This is a genomic window from Shewanella abyssi (genome assembly GCF_023284025.1).
GTDB lineage: Bacteria > Pseudomonadota > Gammaproteobacteria > Enterobacterales > Shewanellaceae > Shewanella > Shewanella abyssi.
Map to the genome: position 1 here is coordinate 24,284 of NZ_JAKIKR010000019.1, position 18,382 is coordinate 42,665.

Annotated in this window: 15 protein-coding genes; 10 read left to right on the forward strand and 5 right to left on the reverse strand. The window is 46.1% G+C overall.

The features are described from left to right. Nucleotides 1-11 precede the first annotated feature (11 nt). Entirely contained in the window at nucleotides 12-899 is an 888-nt protein-coding gene (locus tag L2755_RS10240) for a virulence protein (RefSeq protein WP_248980595.1), read from the reverse strand. 576 nt (nucleotides 900-1,475) lie between these two features. Here L2755_RS10240 and L2755_RS10245 point away from each other — a divergent pair. Next, entirely contained in the window at nucleotides 1,476-2,108 is a 633-nt protein-coding gene (locus L2755_RS10245) for an outer membrane beta-barrel protein (RefSeq protein WP_248980596.1), read from the forward strand. A gap of 252 nt (nucleotides 2,109-2,360) precedes the next feature. Continuing rightward, nucleotides 2,361-3,080, forward strand: a complete 720-nt coding sequence (locus L2755_RS10250) for an SOS response-associated peptidase family protein (RefSeq protein ID WP_248980597.1) — start codon at nucleotides 2,361-2,363, stop codon at nucleotides 3,078-3,080. 42 nt (nucleotides 3,081-3,122) lie between these two features. On the opposite strand, the gene L2755_RS10255 is transcribed toward L2755_RS10250, so the two are convergent. The 4 genes from L2755_RS10255 to L2755_RS10270 all read right to left on the reverse strand — a co-directional run bounded on the left by L2755_RS10255 (nucleotide 3,123) and on the right by L2755_RS10270 (nucleotide 8,205). Continuing rightward, a complete protein-coding gene (locus L2755_RS10255; RefSeq protein WP_248980598.1) occupies nucleotides 3,123-4,409 on the reverse strand; it encodes an acetyl-CoA hydrolase/transferase family protein in 1,287 nt (428 codons plus the stop codon). Between the two features lie 251 nt (nucleotides 4,410-4,660). Beyond that, complete coding sequence (locus L2755_RS10260) at nucleotides 4,661-5,728, reverse strand: phosphotransferase enzyme family protein (RefSeq protein ID WP_248980599.1); 1,068 nt, start codon at nucleotides 5,726-5,728, stop codon at nucleotides 4,661-4,663. A gap of 45 nt (nucleotides 5,729-5,773) precedes the next feature. Further along, entirely contained in the window at nucleotides 5,774-6,706 is a 933-nt protein-coding gene (locus L2755_RS10265) for an NTP transferase domain-containing protein (RefSeq protein WP_248980645.1), read from the reverse strand. A 383-nt stretch (nucleotides 6,707-7,089) separates the two neighbouring features. Further along, the gene (locus tag L2755_RS10270; RefSeq protein WP_248980600.1) at nucleotides 7,090-8,205 is read right to left on the reverse strand and encodes a DUF805 domain-containing protein; all 1,116 of its coding nucleotides are present in this window, start codon (nucleotides 8,203-8,205) and stop codon (nucleotides 7,090-7,092) included. A gap of 308 nt (nucleotides 8,206-8,513) precedes the next feature. On the opposite strand from L2755_RS10270, the gene gmk reads away from it, so the two are divergent. From gmk to recG, 8 genes are all read left to right on the forward strand, one after another. After that, nucleotides 8,514-9,137 carry a guanylate kinase gene (gmk, locus tag L2755_RS10275; RefSeq protein WP_248980601.1) on the forward strand — a complete coding sequence of 208 codons (624 nt, stop codon included), beginning with the start codon at nucleotides 8,514-8,516 and terminating at the stop codon, nucleotides 9,135-9,137. 62 nt (nucleotides 9,138-9,199) lie between these two features. Further along, nucleotides 9,200-9,481: a DNA-directed RNA polymerase subunit omega gene (gene rpoZ / locus L2755_RS10280; protein ID WP_101089475.1), complete on the forward strand. Its 282-nt coding sequence runs from the start codon at nucleotides 9,200-9,202 to the stop codon at nucleotides 9,479-9,481. 13 nt (nucleotides 9,482-9,494) lie between these two features. Beyond that, on the forward strand, nucleotides 9,495-11,600 hold the full coding sequence (spoT, locus tag L2755_RS10285; RefSeq protein ID WP_248980602.1) for a bifunctional GTP diphosphokinase/guanosine-3',5'-bis pyrophosphate 3'-pyrophosphohydrolase: 2,106 nt from the start codon (nucleotides 9,495-9,497) through the stop codon (nucleotides 11,598-11,600). Between the two features lie 49 nt (nucleotides 11,601-11,649). Beyond that, nucleotides 11,650-12,033 carry a RidA family protein gene (locus tag L2755_RS10290; protein ID WP_248980603.1) on the forward strand — a complete coding sequence of 128 codons (384 nt, stop codon included), beginning with the start codon at nucleotides 11,650-11,652 and terminating at the stop codon, nucleotides 12,031-12,033. A 65-nt stretch (nucleotides 12,034-12,098) separates the two neighbouring features. After that, entirely contained in the window at nucleotides 12,099-12,785 is a 687-nt protein-coding gene (trmH, locus tag L2755_RS10295) for a tRNA (guanosine(18)-2'-O)-methyltransferase TrmH (protein WP_248980604.1), read from the forward strand. 538 nt (nucleotides 12,786-13,323) lie between these two features. Then, nucleotides 13,324-14,979, forward strand: a complete 1,656-nt coding sequence (locus L2755_RS10300) for an AMP-binding protein (RefSeq protein WP_248980605.1) — start codon at nucleotides 13,324-13,326, stop codon at nucleotides 14,977-14,979. 214 nt (nucleotides 14,980-15,193) lie between these two features. Further along, complete coding sequence (locus tag L2755_RS10305; RefSeq protein WP_248980606.1) at nucleotides 15,194-16,117, forward strand: calcium/sodium antiporter; 924 nt, start codon at nucleotides 15,194-15,196, stop codon at nucleotides 16,115-16,117. A 76-nt stretch (nucleotides 16,118-16,193) separates the two neighbouring features. Beyond that, nucleotides 16,194-18,269 (forward strand): ATP-dependent DNA helicase RecG, encoded by a 2,076-nt coding sequence (gene recG / locus L2755_RS10310; protein ID WP_248980607.1) that lies wholly within the window; start codon nucleotides 16,194-16,196, stop codon nucleotides 18,267-18,269. Nucleotides 18,270-18,382: the final 113 nt, after the last annotated feature.

Below are 18,382 nucleotides of genomic sequence, written 5' to 3' on the forward strand. Positions count from 1 at the left end.
CCGTAAATACCCTAGAAACGGTAACCTAAGCTCATCATAAAGCTCGTTCGGGTGCCGAACCCCAACTCCATCAATAGGTCGATATTTTTAGTCACCCCTATTTGGCCACCAATCAGGCCATTCCATTTGTCTTCGAGATGTTGGTTAACCTCAAATTTGGCGTTACCCAATGGAATGCCAATATCTTGCAGGTAACCACTAAAGGTTTGCTCCACATTTTGGTACATAGCCCCGACCCAAACTTGAATTTCATGCTGGTTATAACTCGTTCTGTAGCCCGCGCGAGGCGAGACAACGATGCTGCTGATCTCGCCATCTAGAATATCCAAATTAGTATTGGTGTAATTCACATCCAGCAGTGCAAACCAATTGTCGATACCGCCAACAAGCGTACCGCCCACGCCATAGGTAGTGCCTTTAAAGTTGAGTTCAAAATCGAAAGGATCGCTAATGCTACTGCAGGGATTGACCTTGCATGCCAGCGGCGGCAGTAACGACGACCAGTCAGCTTCAAGCTGTACATTTGCCACACTGCTGCCTTTGGTATGCCCTATGACCCCGTACAAATTTAAAAATGGCAGCAGCCATGCATCCGCTCGAAAGGTGATGGTCTCTGAATCTTGCAGCGCTTCGCTGCCTGTTATGCTGAGCAGATCATCTAGGCCGCCCAGTCCAGAAAAGGCCACAGAATCGACAATTAAAGGTTGCTCCATCGACATATAGTTGAAGCTAAAGCCAAATGGTTTAGGCAGTTCATGACCCAAATCGATCGCCTCTTGTGCCCAAATAGGAAAGGTGCGGTCATAACGCACTGTATGTGGCTCTCGCTCAATAGCGTGAACCGGTGTCATACAATACAGCATGACGAATATAGCCATGATTTTTACAATATTAAGCATGTATAGGTTGAGCCTTTACTGGATAAGAGTGGACTGAATGTTGTTTCATTGAAGGTCGCGCATAGATTAACTAAGACGAGGCAATACATTAGCGAAGGGTAATTATTGCGTACTAATCTGAAATAAATCTGAACTGAAAACGATTACAGAAAATCATTAGAACAAAAGGTCTAATTTTAAAGTGGCATTTTCGAACAAGATTAACCACTCAGGCTTAGATAGGTGACTTGCGGAAGAGTTAAGCGTTTAGCTCAAAGTGAAGCGGATATATTTAAGTTTATTTAAAGCAAAGTATGGGATAAAAGGGTAACAGTTGCGTGAAAACCTTAACTTAAAGTTGCCATTAAGCGACGGCTGCTACAGCTTAAAAATAACACCCCGAAATATTAACCCACTACATATCAGTACATTAACCGTATTGCGTTCCGTTACATATAGCCAAAATATAAAAATAGGCGATCGCTAATACCATTCAGTTATTATTCAGCTAGCCTCCCCTACTATAGCTCCAACGAAACGAAACAGCCCGATTGGCGATGAGCACAATCAAACATTTTTTAGTGTGGGAGCACAAACATGAAAACTAAATCACTTATCTTAGCGTCAGTAATCGCAACCGTAATTTCAGCACCAACAATGGCAGCAGACTGGTTTATCGGTGGCGGTGTTGGCGCACAGCAAAACTCATACAAAGGTTCAACAACGACTGAAGTCACGGTTGACCCTGGGTTTAACAGCCAAACTGAATACTGGTCAACATCTGAAGATAATGTCGTTTACGAACTAAGAGCCGGTGTCTACTTAAATGACAACAATCGCGTATACGGTACATACTCATACAACTCAGATGACTTCTCTAAGCAGCAGAGTTTCTTAATGTCATATGATTACCTCGTTGGACTAGGCGATAGCAATAAGTTGAACTGGTTCATCGGTGCAACTGCCGGTGTTAATCACGTCAGCCCAGATACTGCGCTTGCTAGCTCAAGCAACAATTTTGTCTGGGGTGGTCAAACAGGCATTATGTACCAGATAAATGACAAGCTAAGCACTGAAATTGGCTACCGTTACCTTAAGCAAGATTATGATGCATCTGCATCTATGACAGTGCAGCCTCCAATGGAAGGCGCTATTGGAACAACCATTACAGAAACTGCATCACTCAATGATAGCCAGCAACTATACCTATCTATCGACTACCGCTTCTAAGCGAGTCGTTATATAGCCCTGCGCTAGCGCACGGGGCATACAAAAAATCCAGCAATCTATATTGCTGGATTTTTTGTATCTGTTGTCTATTGCTATTAACCGACATATTGCATTTTTTGCTGCCCACTTTCCGCGCCATGCTCTCAGCCTCATCCATACTCAAGGAAGCAGCCCCCATAAGAGCAATGATGTTTTCTGCTGTGATATCTGTTATTTATACAGATAGCATGAACTACTAAAGTGAGAATACAGATGTGCGGTCGACTGAATGTTATCGATGATATGTTCGTACAAGCATTGATGGAAGACTTGCGCATTAACAATAGCGACGAGATGCTGTTTTCTCGTTTTAAAATGCCCACCAATGATATCTCTATCGTCCGAGAACATAACGGCGAGCGTTTTTTGCAGACCGCCTCTTGGTGGCTGCTACAACAAACCACCTATGATGGCTTTAAGCCCAGTCGTTTTACCTCGTTTAATACTCGCTTCGATAAACTCAACCAACCCAATAGCGCAGGCTTTAACGCCTTTAGAGAGAGTCGCTGCATTGTGATTGCCAAAGGCTTTGGTGAAACCGAGAAAAAAGGCAGTCGCTATGTTTATCATGATTTTGTCGCCGAAAATGCAGCCATCGCCTTTGGGGGTTTATACCGCGAATGGCAACATCCTAGAACGGGGGAAAGCCGCGTATCTTGCTCGATTATTACTAATCCTCCACATCCCGACTTATTGCCCTATCACAGCAAGGCAAGTCCGATGATTTTACCTAAAGATGAAGCTGTGATGGACGCTTGGTTGAGCCCTGAGAATCAACAGGTGGATATGTTTGATGAGCTATTAAAGCCCGCCCTTAGGCATGACTTTATTGCCCAGCAGATAGATAAGCCCAGCCTACACCATGCGATCGGCAAGCCATCGAGATTAATCCCCAATGACTTTCTTGCTAGCCAGCGCCGTACCACTGAATAATCAAATTCACCAATCAAAACACCGCATTCAGAGTAAGGGCCATTACACCGTTAATCCCCACATATCGAAAGTCTCTCTACAGAGTTGCTCTCTAAAATCCGGATGGGCGATGTCTATCAAGTCTCTTGCCCGCTCTCGTAAGGATCTGCCTCTTAAGTTAACGATGCCATATTCGGTGACGACATAGTGCACATGGGCGCGAGTGGTCACCACTCCCGCTCCGGGAGATAACACGGTACTGATCCGCGAGACGGAGCCGCGTGCAGCGGTGCTCGGTAGCGCAATCACCGAGCGTCCGCCCTCAGAAAGGCCGGCGCCACGAATAAAGTCCATCTGGCCACCCACTCCAGAATATATTCTGGTCCCCAAGGAATCCGCACAGATCTGTCCGGAGATATCCACCTGCAGCGCAGAATTAATCGCCATAACATTGGGATTTTTACGGATGATAGACGTGTCGTTGACCTGCTCGATATCCATAAATATCACCGAAGGATTATCATCGACATAGTCGTAGAGTCGCTGACTACCAAGGGCAAAACCGGTGACCAGTTTACCTGGATGCACCTTCTTACGGCTATTATTGATCACCCCGAGCTCGACTAAGTTAAGCACCCCATCGGAGAACAACTCAGTATGCACCCCGAGATCTTTGTGCTCAGTTAAACAGGAAAGCACCGCATCAGGAATGGCGCCGATCCCCATCTGTAGGCAATCACCGTCACGTACCAACTTCGCCACATTTTGCCCTATCGCGAGGCTAACCTCATCGCTTGCGGCTAATGGATGTTGTGGCAGCGACATACTCTGCTCGTATACAGCGGCAAACTTATCATAATGGAGAAAACCATCGCCATGGGTTCTCGGCATTTGTGGGTTGATATGGGCAATTATTTTACCCGCCACCTGACAAGCGGCCAATGTCGCTTCAACCGAGATCCCTAAGGAGCAGATCCCATGCTTATCAGGAGGTGAAACCTGAATGATGGCGGTATCGATGGGTTGCTCACCCGACCTAAATAACTTGGGGACTTCAGACAGAAAAATAGGCACGTAATCCGCTTCTCCCTGCTGTAATAGCAAGCGGGTAGGCAAACCACCAAAGAAACAGCGATGCCGCAGATGCCCCTTGAGTTTCTCATCGCTCAGAGATTCTGCGCATTCGGTGTGCAACTGTAACAGGGTCAAGTCTTGCTTAGTTAAAGCATGCACTGCGAGCGCATTAAGCAATAGGGTCGGCGTCGCCCCCATTGAATGAGTCCAAAGCGTCTCACCACTGTTAATTAAAGACACTGCTTCTAAAGCAGTGCTGCAGATAATTGGCGCCATCAAAGAACCCTAATGTGATTATTATGTCGGCAGTGTATGAGGTTAGGGCATTGATTAACAGCGGTTAGCGATGTCAGTTAACGATGGCTTGATCTTAAACAACTCAACAATTATTAGTGTTGCTTTATCCGAATTTAGCAGCCTCTTTTGGGCCGAAATGTAGAAGCGGGATTATTGAAGCACTACCCCTTGCTAGAGTTAGTGCATCTCTATGTGAGGGTAAATATAGTCTTGATGCTAGTTTACTTTTCCTAATTTAAGTAACGACGTAGAGCCTCTTGTTGGCTCAATAGACTCTGATATAGGGTAAATTGATTCGCCGCTCGCTCAAGGTTATGTCCTTGATGATGGATTTGGAAATAGACATCGCCATTGAGATGATCCGTTAAAAAACGCACCCCAATCATCAAGCACATCACCTTGGCACCTAACCACAAACTACGACGCTCTAGATCCGATAAAATCGGCGCTAGTTCGCCTAAATAGCCTTTGCATATGGCGGCGAATATAGGCTCTCTCACCATCACTTTATCCAGTGCGGTCGAGTCCTCTTCTTCGGGGCTACAGAAGGTACGCACCATGTCGCCAAAGTCATACATCAAGTAGCCTTTCATGCAGGTATCAAGATCGATAATCGCTAAACTGCTCATATCGCGCTTATCAAACAACATGTTGTTGATCTTGGTATCATTATGGCAAATTCGCCGTGGTAAATTAGCTTCAACCTCTGCCAGTTCTTGCAGTAACTCGGTTTGTGCCATCACCATATCAACCCAATGCTGACACTCTTTTAAACGCGCTTTGCAGTCTTTTGCAACGGCGTCAGACAGCTGTTCTATGCGTCCAGGGAGGTGATGAAAATGGGGGATCACATCTTCGAGTAATTCGGCGTTGAGATCGCTGAGCGAATAGGAGAAATGGCCAAATGCTTTGGCCGCGATCTCAGCGTGACATTCAGTGCTAACAACATCAACACTACGACTGTTAGGCAGGTAATTAATAGCCCGCCAATAGCCTTGTTCACCGAGATCTAAAGACAATGCGCCCTCTTGAGTGAGCTCCGGAGAGACCAGGTGTAACTGGTATTGCCCAGCTTGGATTTTTGCCGCTAAATGTCGACTGATCCGCTCTGCATTATTGACCAAAGCATCCGGCGTCGTAAAAACTTGGGTATTGATTTTTTGTAGCACCAGCTCACCTGCTGGCCAACGTACCAAAAAAGTATGGTTTATATGACCATTACCCAATGGTGACACCTTGGCATTTTCCATCTGTTCGCCAAAATGCGACAAAACGTTTTGTCTTATAAAATCAATCACCCAACACTCCAGTTCTCAGTCAATATTGTTGCTTCTACCTGTTTATCATTCAGGCTTTCCGTGCAAATGCATTTGCGCTGCCGCTAATTTTTCCAATAGTTTTCGTTTAACCCACTCGGCGTCTTCAGGGTAAGTCACCCCATACCAAGCTTCTTGCGCCACACTGACATAAACACCTCGAGCGTCAGTGCTAGTATGACTATCTGCACCTGGGTGTAACCTAGCTTGCACCACACTGGGGAGATAGCACTCACTTTTAGCAAGTCTACCCTGCTGTAGAATAAAGCGGCTTAACTCGGTTTCGATAGCAGTAAAAATATCAGCTTTAAAACCCCAACATGTCATCGACACCAACGCATCATTTCCAATGGATGCCCGCTTACCCTCGAGGGTGCCAACTAAACCATTGGCGTGGGATTGAATGTCTAGCCATTCTGCAACATCAATCAGTTTGCCATTCTCGACCTGACATAAGCCTCGATTAACACCGCCATTATCTGACAAGGTTAACTTAATCGGATAGGCCACCATCATCCAATCGTCAATGCTGTTTAGTAACCCTTCAGCCAATAATACAAACGCACTATCGCCATAAAAGTCGTCAGCATTAATCACCGCCATTGGACCCGCTACCTGATGTCTTGCACTCCATAGGGCGTGTGCGGTACCCCATGGTTTTTTACGCAACGCTAAATCTGCGTATTTGATAACCGCGGCTGGTAGGTCATCGAGCGACTGCATACAGTAGTCGCACACAAAATCGTCAGGTAACTTATCCGCTAACAGCGTATCTAACGTGTCGACCAACTCAGGTCGAATGACTAACACCGCTTTGGTAAAGCCTGCTCGATAAGCGCTTTGCAGTGATAACTCCAACATGGTCTCGCCATTAGGGCCGAGTGCTGCAAGCTGTTTATCACCGCCAAAACGGCTACCTATACCCGCCGCAAGAATAACCAAGGTTAAATCTGCCATGATGTTACCTACCAAGTGTCTAATCATCGCTGTTACCACAGGACGTAGTGTATAAAGCTAAGGCGAAGCAGTTTAATGACTCTACTCACTAATTTCCACTATTGCATCACATCTATACCCATCCGACTTGAAGCTGCTCGTTTCAGAGGCGTTGTGCCAGTTCAATTCTAGGCGCATTAACGTAGAAATGGTTATTCCCTTTTAAGTTAGTGAAACAACGAAGTGGGCTTGCACAACGCCTTCTGCGATGGGTTTTAATGGGCTTTACTCTGTGTTATTGATTTTACCAAGGGAGCGACCATTAGTGGCAATCAATGTCTTGATTAAAGCCCGTTAAACTCCCACTGAATCATGTATCTTCAGGTAGGATGGGTATATACAGCAGCTTATAAATAAGTAGAGAATGCGGCCACTTTACCAATCGCCGCTTGGCTACCTTTCAAACTAAAGTTATAGCCACATAAGCTCACATCTCCTCGGCGCGCCATATCCACAATAATCGCTTTGGTGTCTAAAGGGGAAAAGCGGGCTTCAGTGCCAGTATCGGCTAGCAAATCGACCACAAGGGTACGATATTCAGTGCCGTTATTAAACTTAAGCGCTGAACAGCTTCTATCGCCTTTAGCGGTCGCAAGCGACCATAATGTTGTCGGTAAGCCCGTTTCACCCAGCCATCTTACGATGAGCACATCATCTTCAAGTACTAAGCTAAATCCATCTGGCAGAGTGGTAATTTCACGCTCTATTATTGGCGCGTTAACAATGTTGCCAACCGCGGCGGTATCCTGCTCTGTGGCGTTCACAGCATCACTTGGAATAAGTGACCAAATGCTGAGCAGCAGCATAACAAGCGTTAATGAAGCCACGGCAGAAAATGCAACTTTTTGATTACCCATTAACCAATTTTGTAATTGTATTAAGCCCGTAATGCCTTTGTTTGACTGCTGAGAAGCGCTTACCTGGGGTTCATTTTCAGCAGAGAATTCGGTCTGGTGCTCTACTGCGTCAATCGCTGATCCAACAAAATTCGTTGAACCCGCTTCTGTTGCAGACTTATGATTGCTTAATGTTGGTTCCACTCGTACTCGAGCAGTGTTGCCCCTGGTATTGGCGCTGATTTTTATTGGCCCTGAGTAGCCTTGCTGGTATTGAGTGACTGCGGTAGCGGGAAAAATAGCGACATAGCCAATAGCCAATGCGGCAAAGAGCATAAAAGTGAGCAGCAGCATCACGCTGTCGATATGTATCAACGTGAGCATCACTAAGATAAAGGGGGCGACGACCAATGCGCTCAGCTTCGGTGACTTACCACTATCACGCAAACGCCTTAGACAGGTTAATGTCAGTATTGGCGATAGCAACAGGCCAACTAAATACTGCACAGATGCAGAGCCAAATACCACCATAGCCAACAACAAAGTAAAGAAAATCAAGCCGCTGATGATGGCGAACCGCTGGCCGTTGTCGCGACCATTTAAACAAAAAAGTGCCGAAAACTGCATACCTTGATATACCTACCTTCTCAATGAAATATGACTAAAATAAGCGGTTTTTAGCCGCTTAACTACAAATAAAGCATGCCTTATGTTCAGGCGATAACATAAAAGCGATAGAAAGAGCCTACCCAATTTGCCTGAAAATGTCAGTGTTTTAGGCCTATACAGTGAAATTAGTATGACAAATAGCGGCAAGCATAAAATATTATCTCGCTTAAAGCGCATCACTAGCGCAAATATCACCCTAGGCTGTATAATGTCGCGCTAAATCTTTTCACTCGCCCAAAATGGGCTAAAGACCGGATACGTAAATCATGACTGCACGCGGAAACCTATTTATCCTCTCAGCGCCAAGTGGCGCAGGTAAATCATCACTGATATCAGCGCTATTAAAAGACCAACCAGTTGATATGCAAGTGTCTGTGTCGCATACCACCCGTCAACCTCGTCCTGGTGAAGAGAATGGCCTGCATTATCATTTTGTAGATCAAGATGAGTTCAAAGGCTTAATCACTGAGAATGTTTTTTTTGAATGGGCCGAAGTTTTCAACAACTACTATGGCACTTCGCGTGTGACCATAGAGCAAACACTAGCGAAAGGTATCGACGTTTTTCTCGATATTGACTGGCAAGGTGCTCAGCAAGTTAAAAAATTGATGCCTGAATCGATAGGGATATTTATTCTTCCGCCTTCAAAAACCGAGCTAGAACGCCGCCTTACCGGGCGCGGACAAGATAGCCAAGAGGTGATTGCTGGTCGCATGGCACAAGCTGTTTCAGAGATGTCACACTACAATGAATATGACTTTGTTTTAGTAAATGATAATTTCGATAAGGCGTTGGCTGACCTTTTAGCAATCATTCGCAGCCAAAGACTAACCTCTACTAGCCAAATTCATACGCAAAATGATATGATTAAAGATCTGTTGGCAGACTAGCTGTCTTCATGTACAATTTTGCGTCATTTTTTCAATCGATAAAACCACTGGAGTTTCCACACATGGCTCGCGTAACTGTAGAAGATGCCGTAAATAAAATCGGCAACCGTTTTGATATGATTCTGATTGCAGCGCGTCGTGCTCGCCAAATCGCCGTGCAGGGTAAAGACCCTATGGTTGACGAAGAGAACGACAAGCCGACAGTTATCGCCCTGCGCGAAATCGAACTAGGTTTAGTCACCGCTGCGACTTTGGATGCCGATGAGCGCCAAACAGTTCGTGAGCGTGAAGCTGCTGAAATTGCTGCTGTTGCTGCCATCGCTGAAGGCCGTAACGCCATATAGGGAGTAGAGTCACTTGTATCTGTTTGAAGGTCTCAAGGAGTCTGCGTCAGGTTATTTAGAACCTGAACAGGTAGAATTACTCAAGCAGGCCTATCAGGTGGCGCGCCATGCCCATGAAGGTCAAATGCGCACGAGTGGCGAACCTTATATTACCCATCCGGTTGCGGTCGCCCGCATCCTGGCCGATATGCGTCTCGATCATGAGACGCTTATGGCCGCACTCTTACATGACACTATCGAAGACACCCCGGTTACCAAAGAGGAACTGGCTGAAACATTCAGTGAGTCTATTGCCGAATTGGTTGAAGGTGTATCTAAGCTCGATAAGCTAAAATTTCGCGACAAGAAAGAAGCCCAGGCAGAAAACTTCCGTAAAATGATGATGGCAATGACACAAGATATACGTGTCATCTTAATCAAACTTGCCGATAGAACGCACAACATGCGCACCTTAGGTGCCCTACGACCCGATAAGCGCCGTCGTATCGCCCGTGAAACCCTCGAGATTTACGCCCCTATCGCCAACCGCCTTGGTATTCATAATATTAAGAGTGAGTTAGAGGATTTAGGTTTTCATGCCTACTATCCGATGCGTTATCGTGTATTAAAAGAGGTGGTGAAAGCCGCACGGGGCAATCGTAAAGAACTTATCCAAAGTATCGAAGCTGCCGTTGCAACACGATTAGATGACACTGGCATTGAAGGCACTGTTCAAGGTCGTGAAAAGAACCTCTATTCTATCTACAACAAGATGCGTAATAAAGAACTGCAGTTTCAGGAAGTCATGGATATCTATGCCTTCAGAGTCATCGTTGATTCAATCGACACTTGCTACCGCGTAATGGGCGCCATGCATGGCCTCTATAAGCCGCGTCCTGGTCGATTCAAAGATTATATCGCTATCCCTAAGGCCAACGGCTATCAATCATTACATACTTCACTTTTTGGTCCTCACGGCGTGCCGGTTGAGATCCAAATTCGAACTGAAGATATGAACCAAATGGCTGATAAAGGGGTGGCGGCACATTGGTTATACAAAAAAGGCAGCTCTGCAGACCAGGGGACGACGACGCAAGTTCGTGCCCGTAAGTGGATGCAAAGCCTACTTGAGCTGCAACAAAGCGCCAGCACCTCTTTTGAGTTTGTAGAGAACTTTAAGACTGAGTTATTCCCAGAAGAGATCTACGTATTTACCCCTGAAGGTCGTATTTTAGAGCTCCCCGTTGGTGCAACAGCGGTCGATTTTGCCTATGAAGTGCATACTGATGTCGGTAACACTTGCGTTGGTGCTCGGGTGAACCGCCAAGCCTATCCATTAAGCCAGCCACTGATTTCAGGTCAAACTGTTGAGATTATTATCGCTAAGGGCGCACGGCCCAATGCAGCCTGGCTCAACTTTGTTGTCACCGGTAAGGCGCGCGCTAAAATACGTCAGTTACTTAGAAACCTCAAAGAGGAAGACGCTATCTTGCTGGGCAAGCGCTTACTGAACCATGCGCTAGGCGAAACCAAGTTAGATGATTTGTCTAAAGAACAAATCGACAAAGTGGTTAATGATACCAAGCACGATACGCTTGATGAGTTACTGGCTGATATTGGCCTTGGTAATGCGATGAGCATTGTTATTGCTCAGCGTTTACGTGGTGATCAAGTCGACACGCACGAGCAAAGAGAATCCCATACCATGCCCATTCGTGGTGCTGAAGGTATGTTGGTTACTTTTGCTAACTGTTGTCGCCCTATCCCTGGTGATGCGGTTATCGCCCACGTAAGTCCGGGTAAGGGCTTAGTGGTGCATATGGAAAGCTGCGCTAATATCCGTGGTTACCAAGGCGAACCCGATAAGTATATTCATGTGCAGTGGGATAGTGCCGAGGGTGTTGAGTACCAGGCAAACCTACGCGTAGAGATAGTAAATCACCAAGGTGCACTCGCTAAAATCACTTCAATTGTGGCCGCTGAAGGTTCCAATATTCATAACTTAACCACAGAAGAGCGAGATGGGCGAGTATTCCTCATCAATCTGCGAATTTCTGTGAGAGATCGTATTCATTTAGCCAACGTGATGCGCCGCATCAGGGTGCTCCCTGAAGTGCTGCGAACGTCGCGTAACCGCTAGCTCATTTAACCTAAACATTAGTTTACTTAATACAGATAAAGGGATAATCATGGCAGATAAGATCATCATTGCTACCGACAAAGCACCACAAGCTATCGGCACCTATTCTCAAGCAGTAAAAGTAGGCAGCACCGTTTATTTATCAGGTCAGATCCCACTGAACCCTGAAACGATGCAGATGGTGAGTCACGAGTTTGATGCGCAAGTGGTACAGGTTTTTGAAAACCTGACTGCAGTTTGCGCAGCAGCAGGCGGTTCATTAAGCGATATTGTTAAGCTCAACATCTTCATGACAGACTTAAGTAATTTTGCCACTGTAAACGAAATTATGGGTCGCTATTTTGAGCAACCTTATCCAGCTCGTGCCGCTATCGGTGTCAGTCAGCTACCGAAAGGTTCGCTAGTAGAGATGGATGGTGTAATGGAGGTTTAATCCATTTCGCTAGAAAACGGGCGCTACGGCGCCCTTTTTTATTGATCACATTTAAGAAGAACCCCATGAGTCCTGAACGCTTCGCCCGCATCAACCAGATGCTAGACAATCGCCAACCCGATCTCACCCTTTGCTTAGACACTGTGCATAAAAGCAATAACATTGCGGCGGTGATCCGCAGTGCTGACGCTGTCGGGATCCATGAAGTTCATGCGGTCTGGGCCGAGTTGGAGATGCGCGTCTCGGGCAATACCGCATCAGGCAGTCAACAATGGGTTAAAACTCAAGTTCATCACACAATGGACCATGCGGTAGAAGAGTTTCGTCGCCAAGATATGCAGATTTTAGCGACTACGTTTTCACCGACAGCGGTCGATTTTCGCGAAATAGATTACACCCGCCCGACGGCTATTATTTTGGGTAATGAGCGTGATGGTGTCAGCGCCGAAGGTATCGCTAGCGCCGATCAACATATCATCATTCCAATGATCGGCATGGTGCAATCATTAAATGTTTCGGTTGCTGGCGCACTTATTGTCTATGAAGCCCAACGCCAACGAGAAGCGGCTGGCATGTATGGCACTCGCAAGCTTGATGATGGCTACTGCCAAATAAAACTGTTTGAGCAAGGTCACCCTATTTACGCCAAAGCGTGCCGTCGTAAGAAGCTCGCCTACCCAGCCATTGATGAAACCGGCCAAATTGTGGCTGATGAGCTGTGGTGGCAAAAAATGCGCGAACCGTCTGCATAGCATTCCCCCTGCAAAAATGTTCAACAAGTGCTAGCCAATCAGGCTAGCACTTACCTATAAAGCCCTTCGATTCACCTAGCACTCTTCTAATACCAATTGCATTAGGTATTTAATCAATTCAGAAGCGCTCAAGCTTTTCAATTCAAGGCGCATTGACGACAGAATGGTTATTCCCTTGTGAGCCAATGCAAAGCAGAAGTGGAATGCGTGAGCGCTTCCCGTAGGGTGGGTTTCAAAGCGCTGCATGCTACGCCGAAAACTCTTGATATAGAATAACTATTAGCTTCAAGTTCCCGGCTTGCCTTCATCGCTTTGAATTCCCACTGAATGAACAGATACTTAATGCAATTGGTATAAATCCAAGACACGCGTTAACAGCATCATTGCGAGAAATTGTAACGAGCGTTTGAAAAAGTTGTCATAGATCACATTTTTCGCCATACTCGATATTGCGACATCAGTCTGTTAAACGAACGATTAAAACAAATATTGAGCTACAGACTGAATTGGAATTAACGATAATCAAAATGGAATTGCCATGGAACCCTCTAAGAAAACCCCAATTGAGATGCTTGAACATTGGGTTGAAAAACAAGGCGATCAGGTATATCTAAAGCAGCCTATTGACGGTCAATATAAGACTTTTACGTGGCGCGATGTACAAACTAAAATGCAGCAGATTGCCGGTGCACTTAGACATCTAGGCCTTAATCCAGGTGACAAAGTTGCCATTCTTTCTAAAAACTGTGCCGAGTGGTTTATCACGGATCTGGCACTGATGCATGGCGGTTATATTAGCGTTCCTATTTATCCCACAGCCAATGCAGATACCATCCGCTACACACTTGAGCACAGTGAATCAAAAGCGATATTCATCGGTAAGTTAGATTACTGGGCCGACCAAGAGGCCGGCGTTGGCGGTGAAATTTTACGTATGGCAATGCCTTACGACACCATGCCGGCACAATATCATTGGGATAAACTACTGACTCTTGGTCAACCTTTGGTCGATGCGCCGCTGCCAACGCTTGAACAGATCATGACGCTGGTTTACACCTCTGGCTCAACAGGTAAGCCTAAGGGCGCGATTCAAACTTTTGCCAGTTATGCTTGGACCTGTAACGCTGTAGTGCGCGATCTCAAAACCGATGGTGAAGATAGACTCATTTCATATTTACCGCTAGCGCACATCACTGAACGGGTGGCTATGGAAGGATCTTCATTCTATTCCGGTAGCAGTGTGGCCTTTGTTGAGAGTCTCGATAGTTTTGTCGCCGATGTGCAGCGTGCCAGACCCACTGTATTCTTCTCAGTGCCGCGCCTTTGGAGCCTATTTCAGAAAAATATTATCGATAAAATTGGCGCCAGCAAGCTCAACTTTCTACTTAAAGTGCCCATTGTTAGCGGTATCGTAAAGCGTAAAATTCATGCAGGCCTTGGTCTTCAGCATTGTCATTTACTCGGCTCTGGTTCGGCGCCAATTCCGCCATCACTAGTGAGTTGGTACCACAAAATTGGTCTCAATATTAGTGAGGCTTGGGGCATGACTGAAAACTGCGCTTATTCGATCATTAACCACCCATTTGACGCCCGTAAAATTGGCACGGTTGGCCACGCTGTTGAAGGATGCACCATTAAGCAAACCGATGTTGGTGAGTTAATGGTTAAGAGCCCAGGATTGATGCAAGGTTATTATAAGCAACCTGAAGAGACAGCCGCTTGTTTTGACGCAGAGGGTTATTTCTACACCGGCGATCTAGTCAATATTGATGCCGACGGTTGTGTCACGATTACTGGCCGCGTGAAAGATAACTTTAAGACCTCTAAAGGCAAGTACGTTGCCCCCGTGCCTATTGAGCGCAAACTCGCACAAGATCTACATGTCGAGATGCTTTGCGTCATTGGTTCCGGCCTGCCGCACCCAGTGGCATTGGTGCAATTATCTGAAGGTGCATCACTACAACCTAGAGAAGAGGTGAAAGCATCACTGAAAAACACTTTAGATGCTGTTAATCCTCATCTAGAGTCTCACGAAACGGTCGATGCGATTATCGTAGTTACCGATAAATGGGATGTCGATAATGACGTATTGACTCCAACGCTGAAGATTAAGCGCCATGTGTTAGAGAAGAAATTCAGCGAAAAAGTCGACGGCATTCGCGGCGGTAAGATCTGCTGGGAAGATGAAATCTAACGCTTAGTGGTTGGGGTATATTTTTGTAATTTAACAGCACACCTTTTGGTGTGCTGTTTCATATCAGGTAAAGGAATAGATCAGATGATCATTAACCCAATTTCAGGTTAAATAAACTATATTTAATGGCCATTTATGGTTTTTTTGTTGTGCTCTTTAATAAAAAAACTATCCTAGCCACCCTATTCTCCTTATCTATAAGTTGTGCCTAATTATGTTTATTTGGTTGTCGATTATCGGCGGATTTGTCATTTTGACCCTAGGCGCAGAATCATTGGTGAGAGGCGCCAGTAAAATCGCCTTAAAACTTGGCTTATCACCACTAATCATCGGCTTAACCATTGTCGCTTTTGGCACCAGTGCACCAGAGCTCGCAGTGAGTATTAAATCTGCTGTTGCGGGTAATAGCGGCATAGCATTAGGCAATGTCATTGGCTCAAACATTGCTAATATTGGTCTTATCCTCGGTATTACTGCGCTTATTCGGCCGATTAAAATTGAATCGCAAATGGTCAAGCGCGACATTCCAATTATGATCGCAGCATCGGTGCTATTTTGGGGCTTACTGCTCGACGGTGGATTGAGCTTTACTGATGGCGCTATTCTTTCAGCGCTATTAATCAGCTATTTGAGCTACAGCTATTTCACTGCCGACAAACAAGTTTCTGATGAAGATACAGGCGAGAATCGAAGTCAGTGGTTATCCATCGTCTTTATCATTGTTGGCATTAGCATGTTGGTTGGCGGTGGTATTTTATTTGTTGATGGTGCTGTCGCACTGGCTCAATCGTTCGGGATCAGCGAAATCATCATCGGACTAACAATAGTGGCGATTGGCACTAGCATGCCAGAATTGGTGACCTCTATCGTGGCTGCGCTAAAAGGACAGAGCGATATTGCCATCGGTAACGTCGTCGGCTCCAACCTATTCAATATTTTAGGGATCTTGGGTGTTACTGCCGTTATTCATCCCATCATTGGCAACGATATTAATACGCTTGATTGGCTCGTAATGATAGGCCTAGCAGCCCTATTGCTGCCGTTTGCTTATACCGGTCTGCGAATTGGTCGAAGAGAAGGTAGCATCTTGGTTTTAGGTTATTTGGCTTACATAGGCTATTTAATCTCTCAAGCATAAAAAGTGGCGCTAATTTGCGAAAATTAATATCTCTGATAATATATGTATAAATTTACAGTACTTTGGTGCTAAACGTTTGCAAAGACTCGATCTTGTACCTATAACAGAACTCAAGGGCGTCGCTAAAAAGATGGCCGAGAGATTAGCTAAGCTGGATATTACAACAGTGCAAGATCTGTTGTTTCATCTGCCGCTACGTTATGAAGATCGCACTCAGATCTACCCGATTGCTTCACTCTACCCCGGCAGTTACGGCACCATTGAAGCGGTGATCCAGTCAAGCCAGGTGATCCAAGGTCGCAAACGTATGCTGACCTGTACTGTACGAGATGATACAGGCAGCTTAACGCTACGATTTTTCAACTTTTCTGCGGCTCAACGAAACAGCTTTGAAGCAGGCACAGTTATTCGAGCCTATGGTGAAATTCGCCGCAGTAAGCACTTTTGTGAAATTATTCACCCCGAGTACAAGCTAGTATCACCGGAAGATACAGCGCCGTTAAGCGACACATTAACCCCTGTATATCCCACCACAGAGGGCCTTAAGCAAGCAAGTTGGATCAAGTTAACCGAGCAAGCATTGATGATGTTAGCAAACGGTGGCTTGCCAGAGCTATTGCCGGCTAATCTGCAGCCCAATCATATGGAGCTCAAACAAGCATTACTGTTACTCCATCGTCCTAATAATCAAGTCTCACTGTTTGAGCTTGAGCAGGGTACACATCCCGCACAGCAGCGCCTTATCCAAGAGGAACTGCTAGCACACAATTTAAGTATGCTACGCCTGCGACAACGCACTCGTCGAGACAAAGCCGTTAGCATGTCAGCCACCGGCCAGCTGCTAAATCCATTTTTGGCATCATTACCTTTTAAGCCAACGGGGGCACAGCAACGAGTTGGCGTCGATATCAACATCGATCTTGAAAAAGCAGAACCTATGATGCGACTCGTTCAGGGCGATGTGGGATCAGGCAAAACCTTAGTTGCAGCACTTGCGGCATTGCAGGCGATCGAAAGCGGTTATCAAGTTGCCATGATGGCGCCAACCGAGTTACTCGCTGAGCAGCATGTTATTAATTTCAAAAGCTGGTTTGAGCCGTTAGGGTTAAAAGTCGGTTGGTTAGCGGGTAAATTAAAAGGCAAAGCCAGAGCGCAATCTTTGGCCGATATCGAATCTGGTGCCGCCAATATGGTGATTGGCACCCACGCTATATTTCAGGAACAAGTGGTATTCAATAAGCTGGCGTTAATTATCATCGATGAGCAGCATAGATTTGGCGTGCATCAGCGCTTAGGTCTGCGAGAAAAAGGCGTTAGCCAAGGCTTTCATCCACATCAGTTGATTATGACGGCTACGCCTATTCCACGCACCTTGGCAATGACCGCCTATGCCGATTTAGATACCTCTATCATCGATGAACTGCCACCTGGACGCACGCCTGTCACAACAGTCGCGGTATCAGATCAACGCCGAGAAGAGGTTATTAGCCGAGTGCGCCAAGCGGCCGTGAATGACAACCGCCAAGCCTACTGGGTCTGTACGCTCATTGAAGAGTCAGAGGCTCTCGAATGCCAAGCGGCAGAAGACACCGCCGCAGAACTTAAAATTGCCTTACCAGAATTAAAAGTCGGCCTTGTGCATGGCCGGATGAAGTCTGCTGAAAAACAGCAGATTATGGCCAGTTTTAAAGCTGGAGACATACAACTTCTGGTCGCTACAACAGTGATTGAAGTTGGTGTCGATGTGCCGAATGCCAGTCTGATGATTATTGAAAACCCCGAACGCTTAGGGTTAGCGCAACTGCATCAGCTTAGAGGGCGTGTGGGGCGAGGCGCCATCGCCAGCCATTGCGTACTCATGTATAAACCGCCGCTCTCAGCCACCGCCACCAAAAGGCTCGGCGTATTAAGGCAAAGTAACGACGGTTTTGTGATCGCCCAGCGTGACTTAGAGATCCGTGGCCCAGGTGAAGTGCTAGGCACCAAGCAAACAGGCGTAGCCGATATGAAGATTGCCGACTTAATGCGAGATCAAGCGTTAATCCCACACATACAAAAACTTGCCCCCCATGTGATGCAGCAAGCGCCTGACAGTGTCGATGCCATCATTCAGCGTTGGCTTGGCGATCGGGAGCAATTTGTTCAAGCGTAAGTTGTCGCAATAACGTTAACGCAGCAGCGACTTATCGCTATGCTGGATCCTGCATTTCGGGGAGGATTCGGTATAGATACAAATTAAATATTCTTAATAGAGCTTCCACCTAT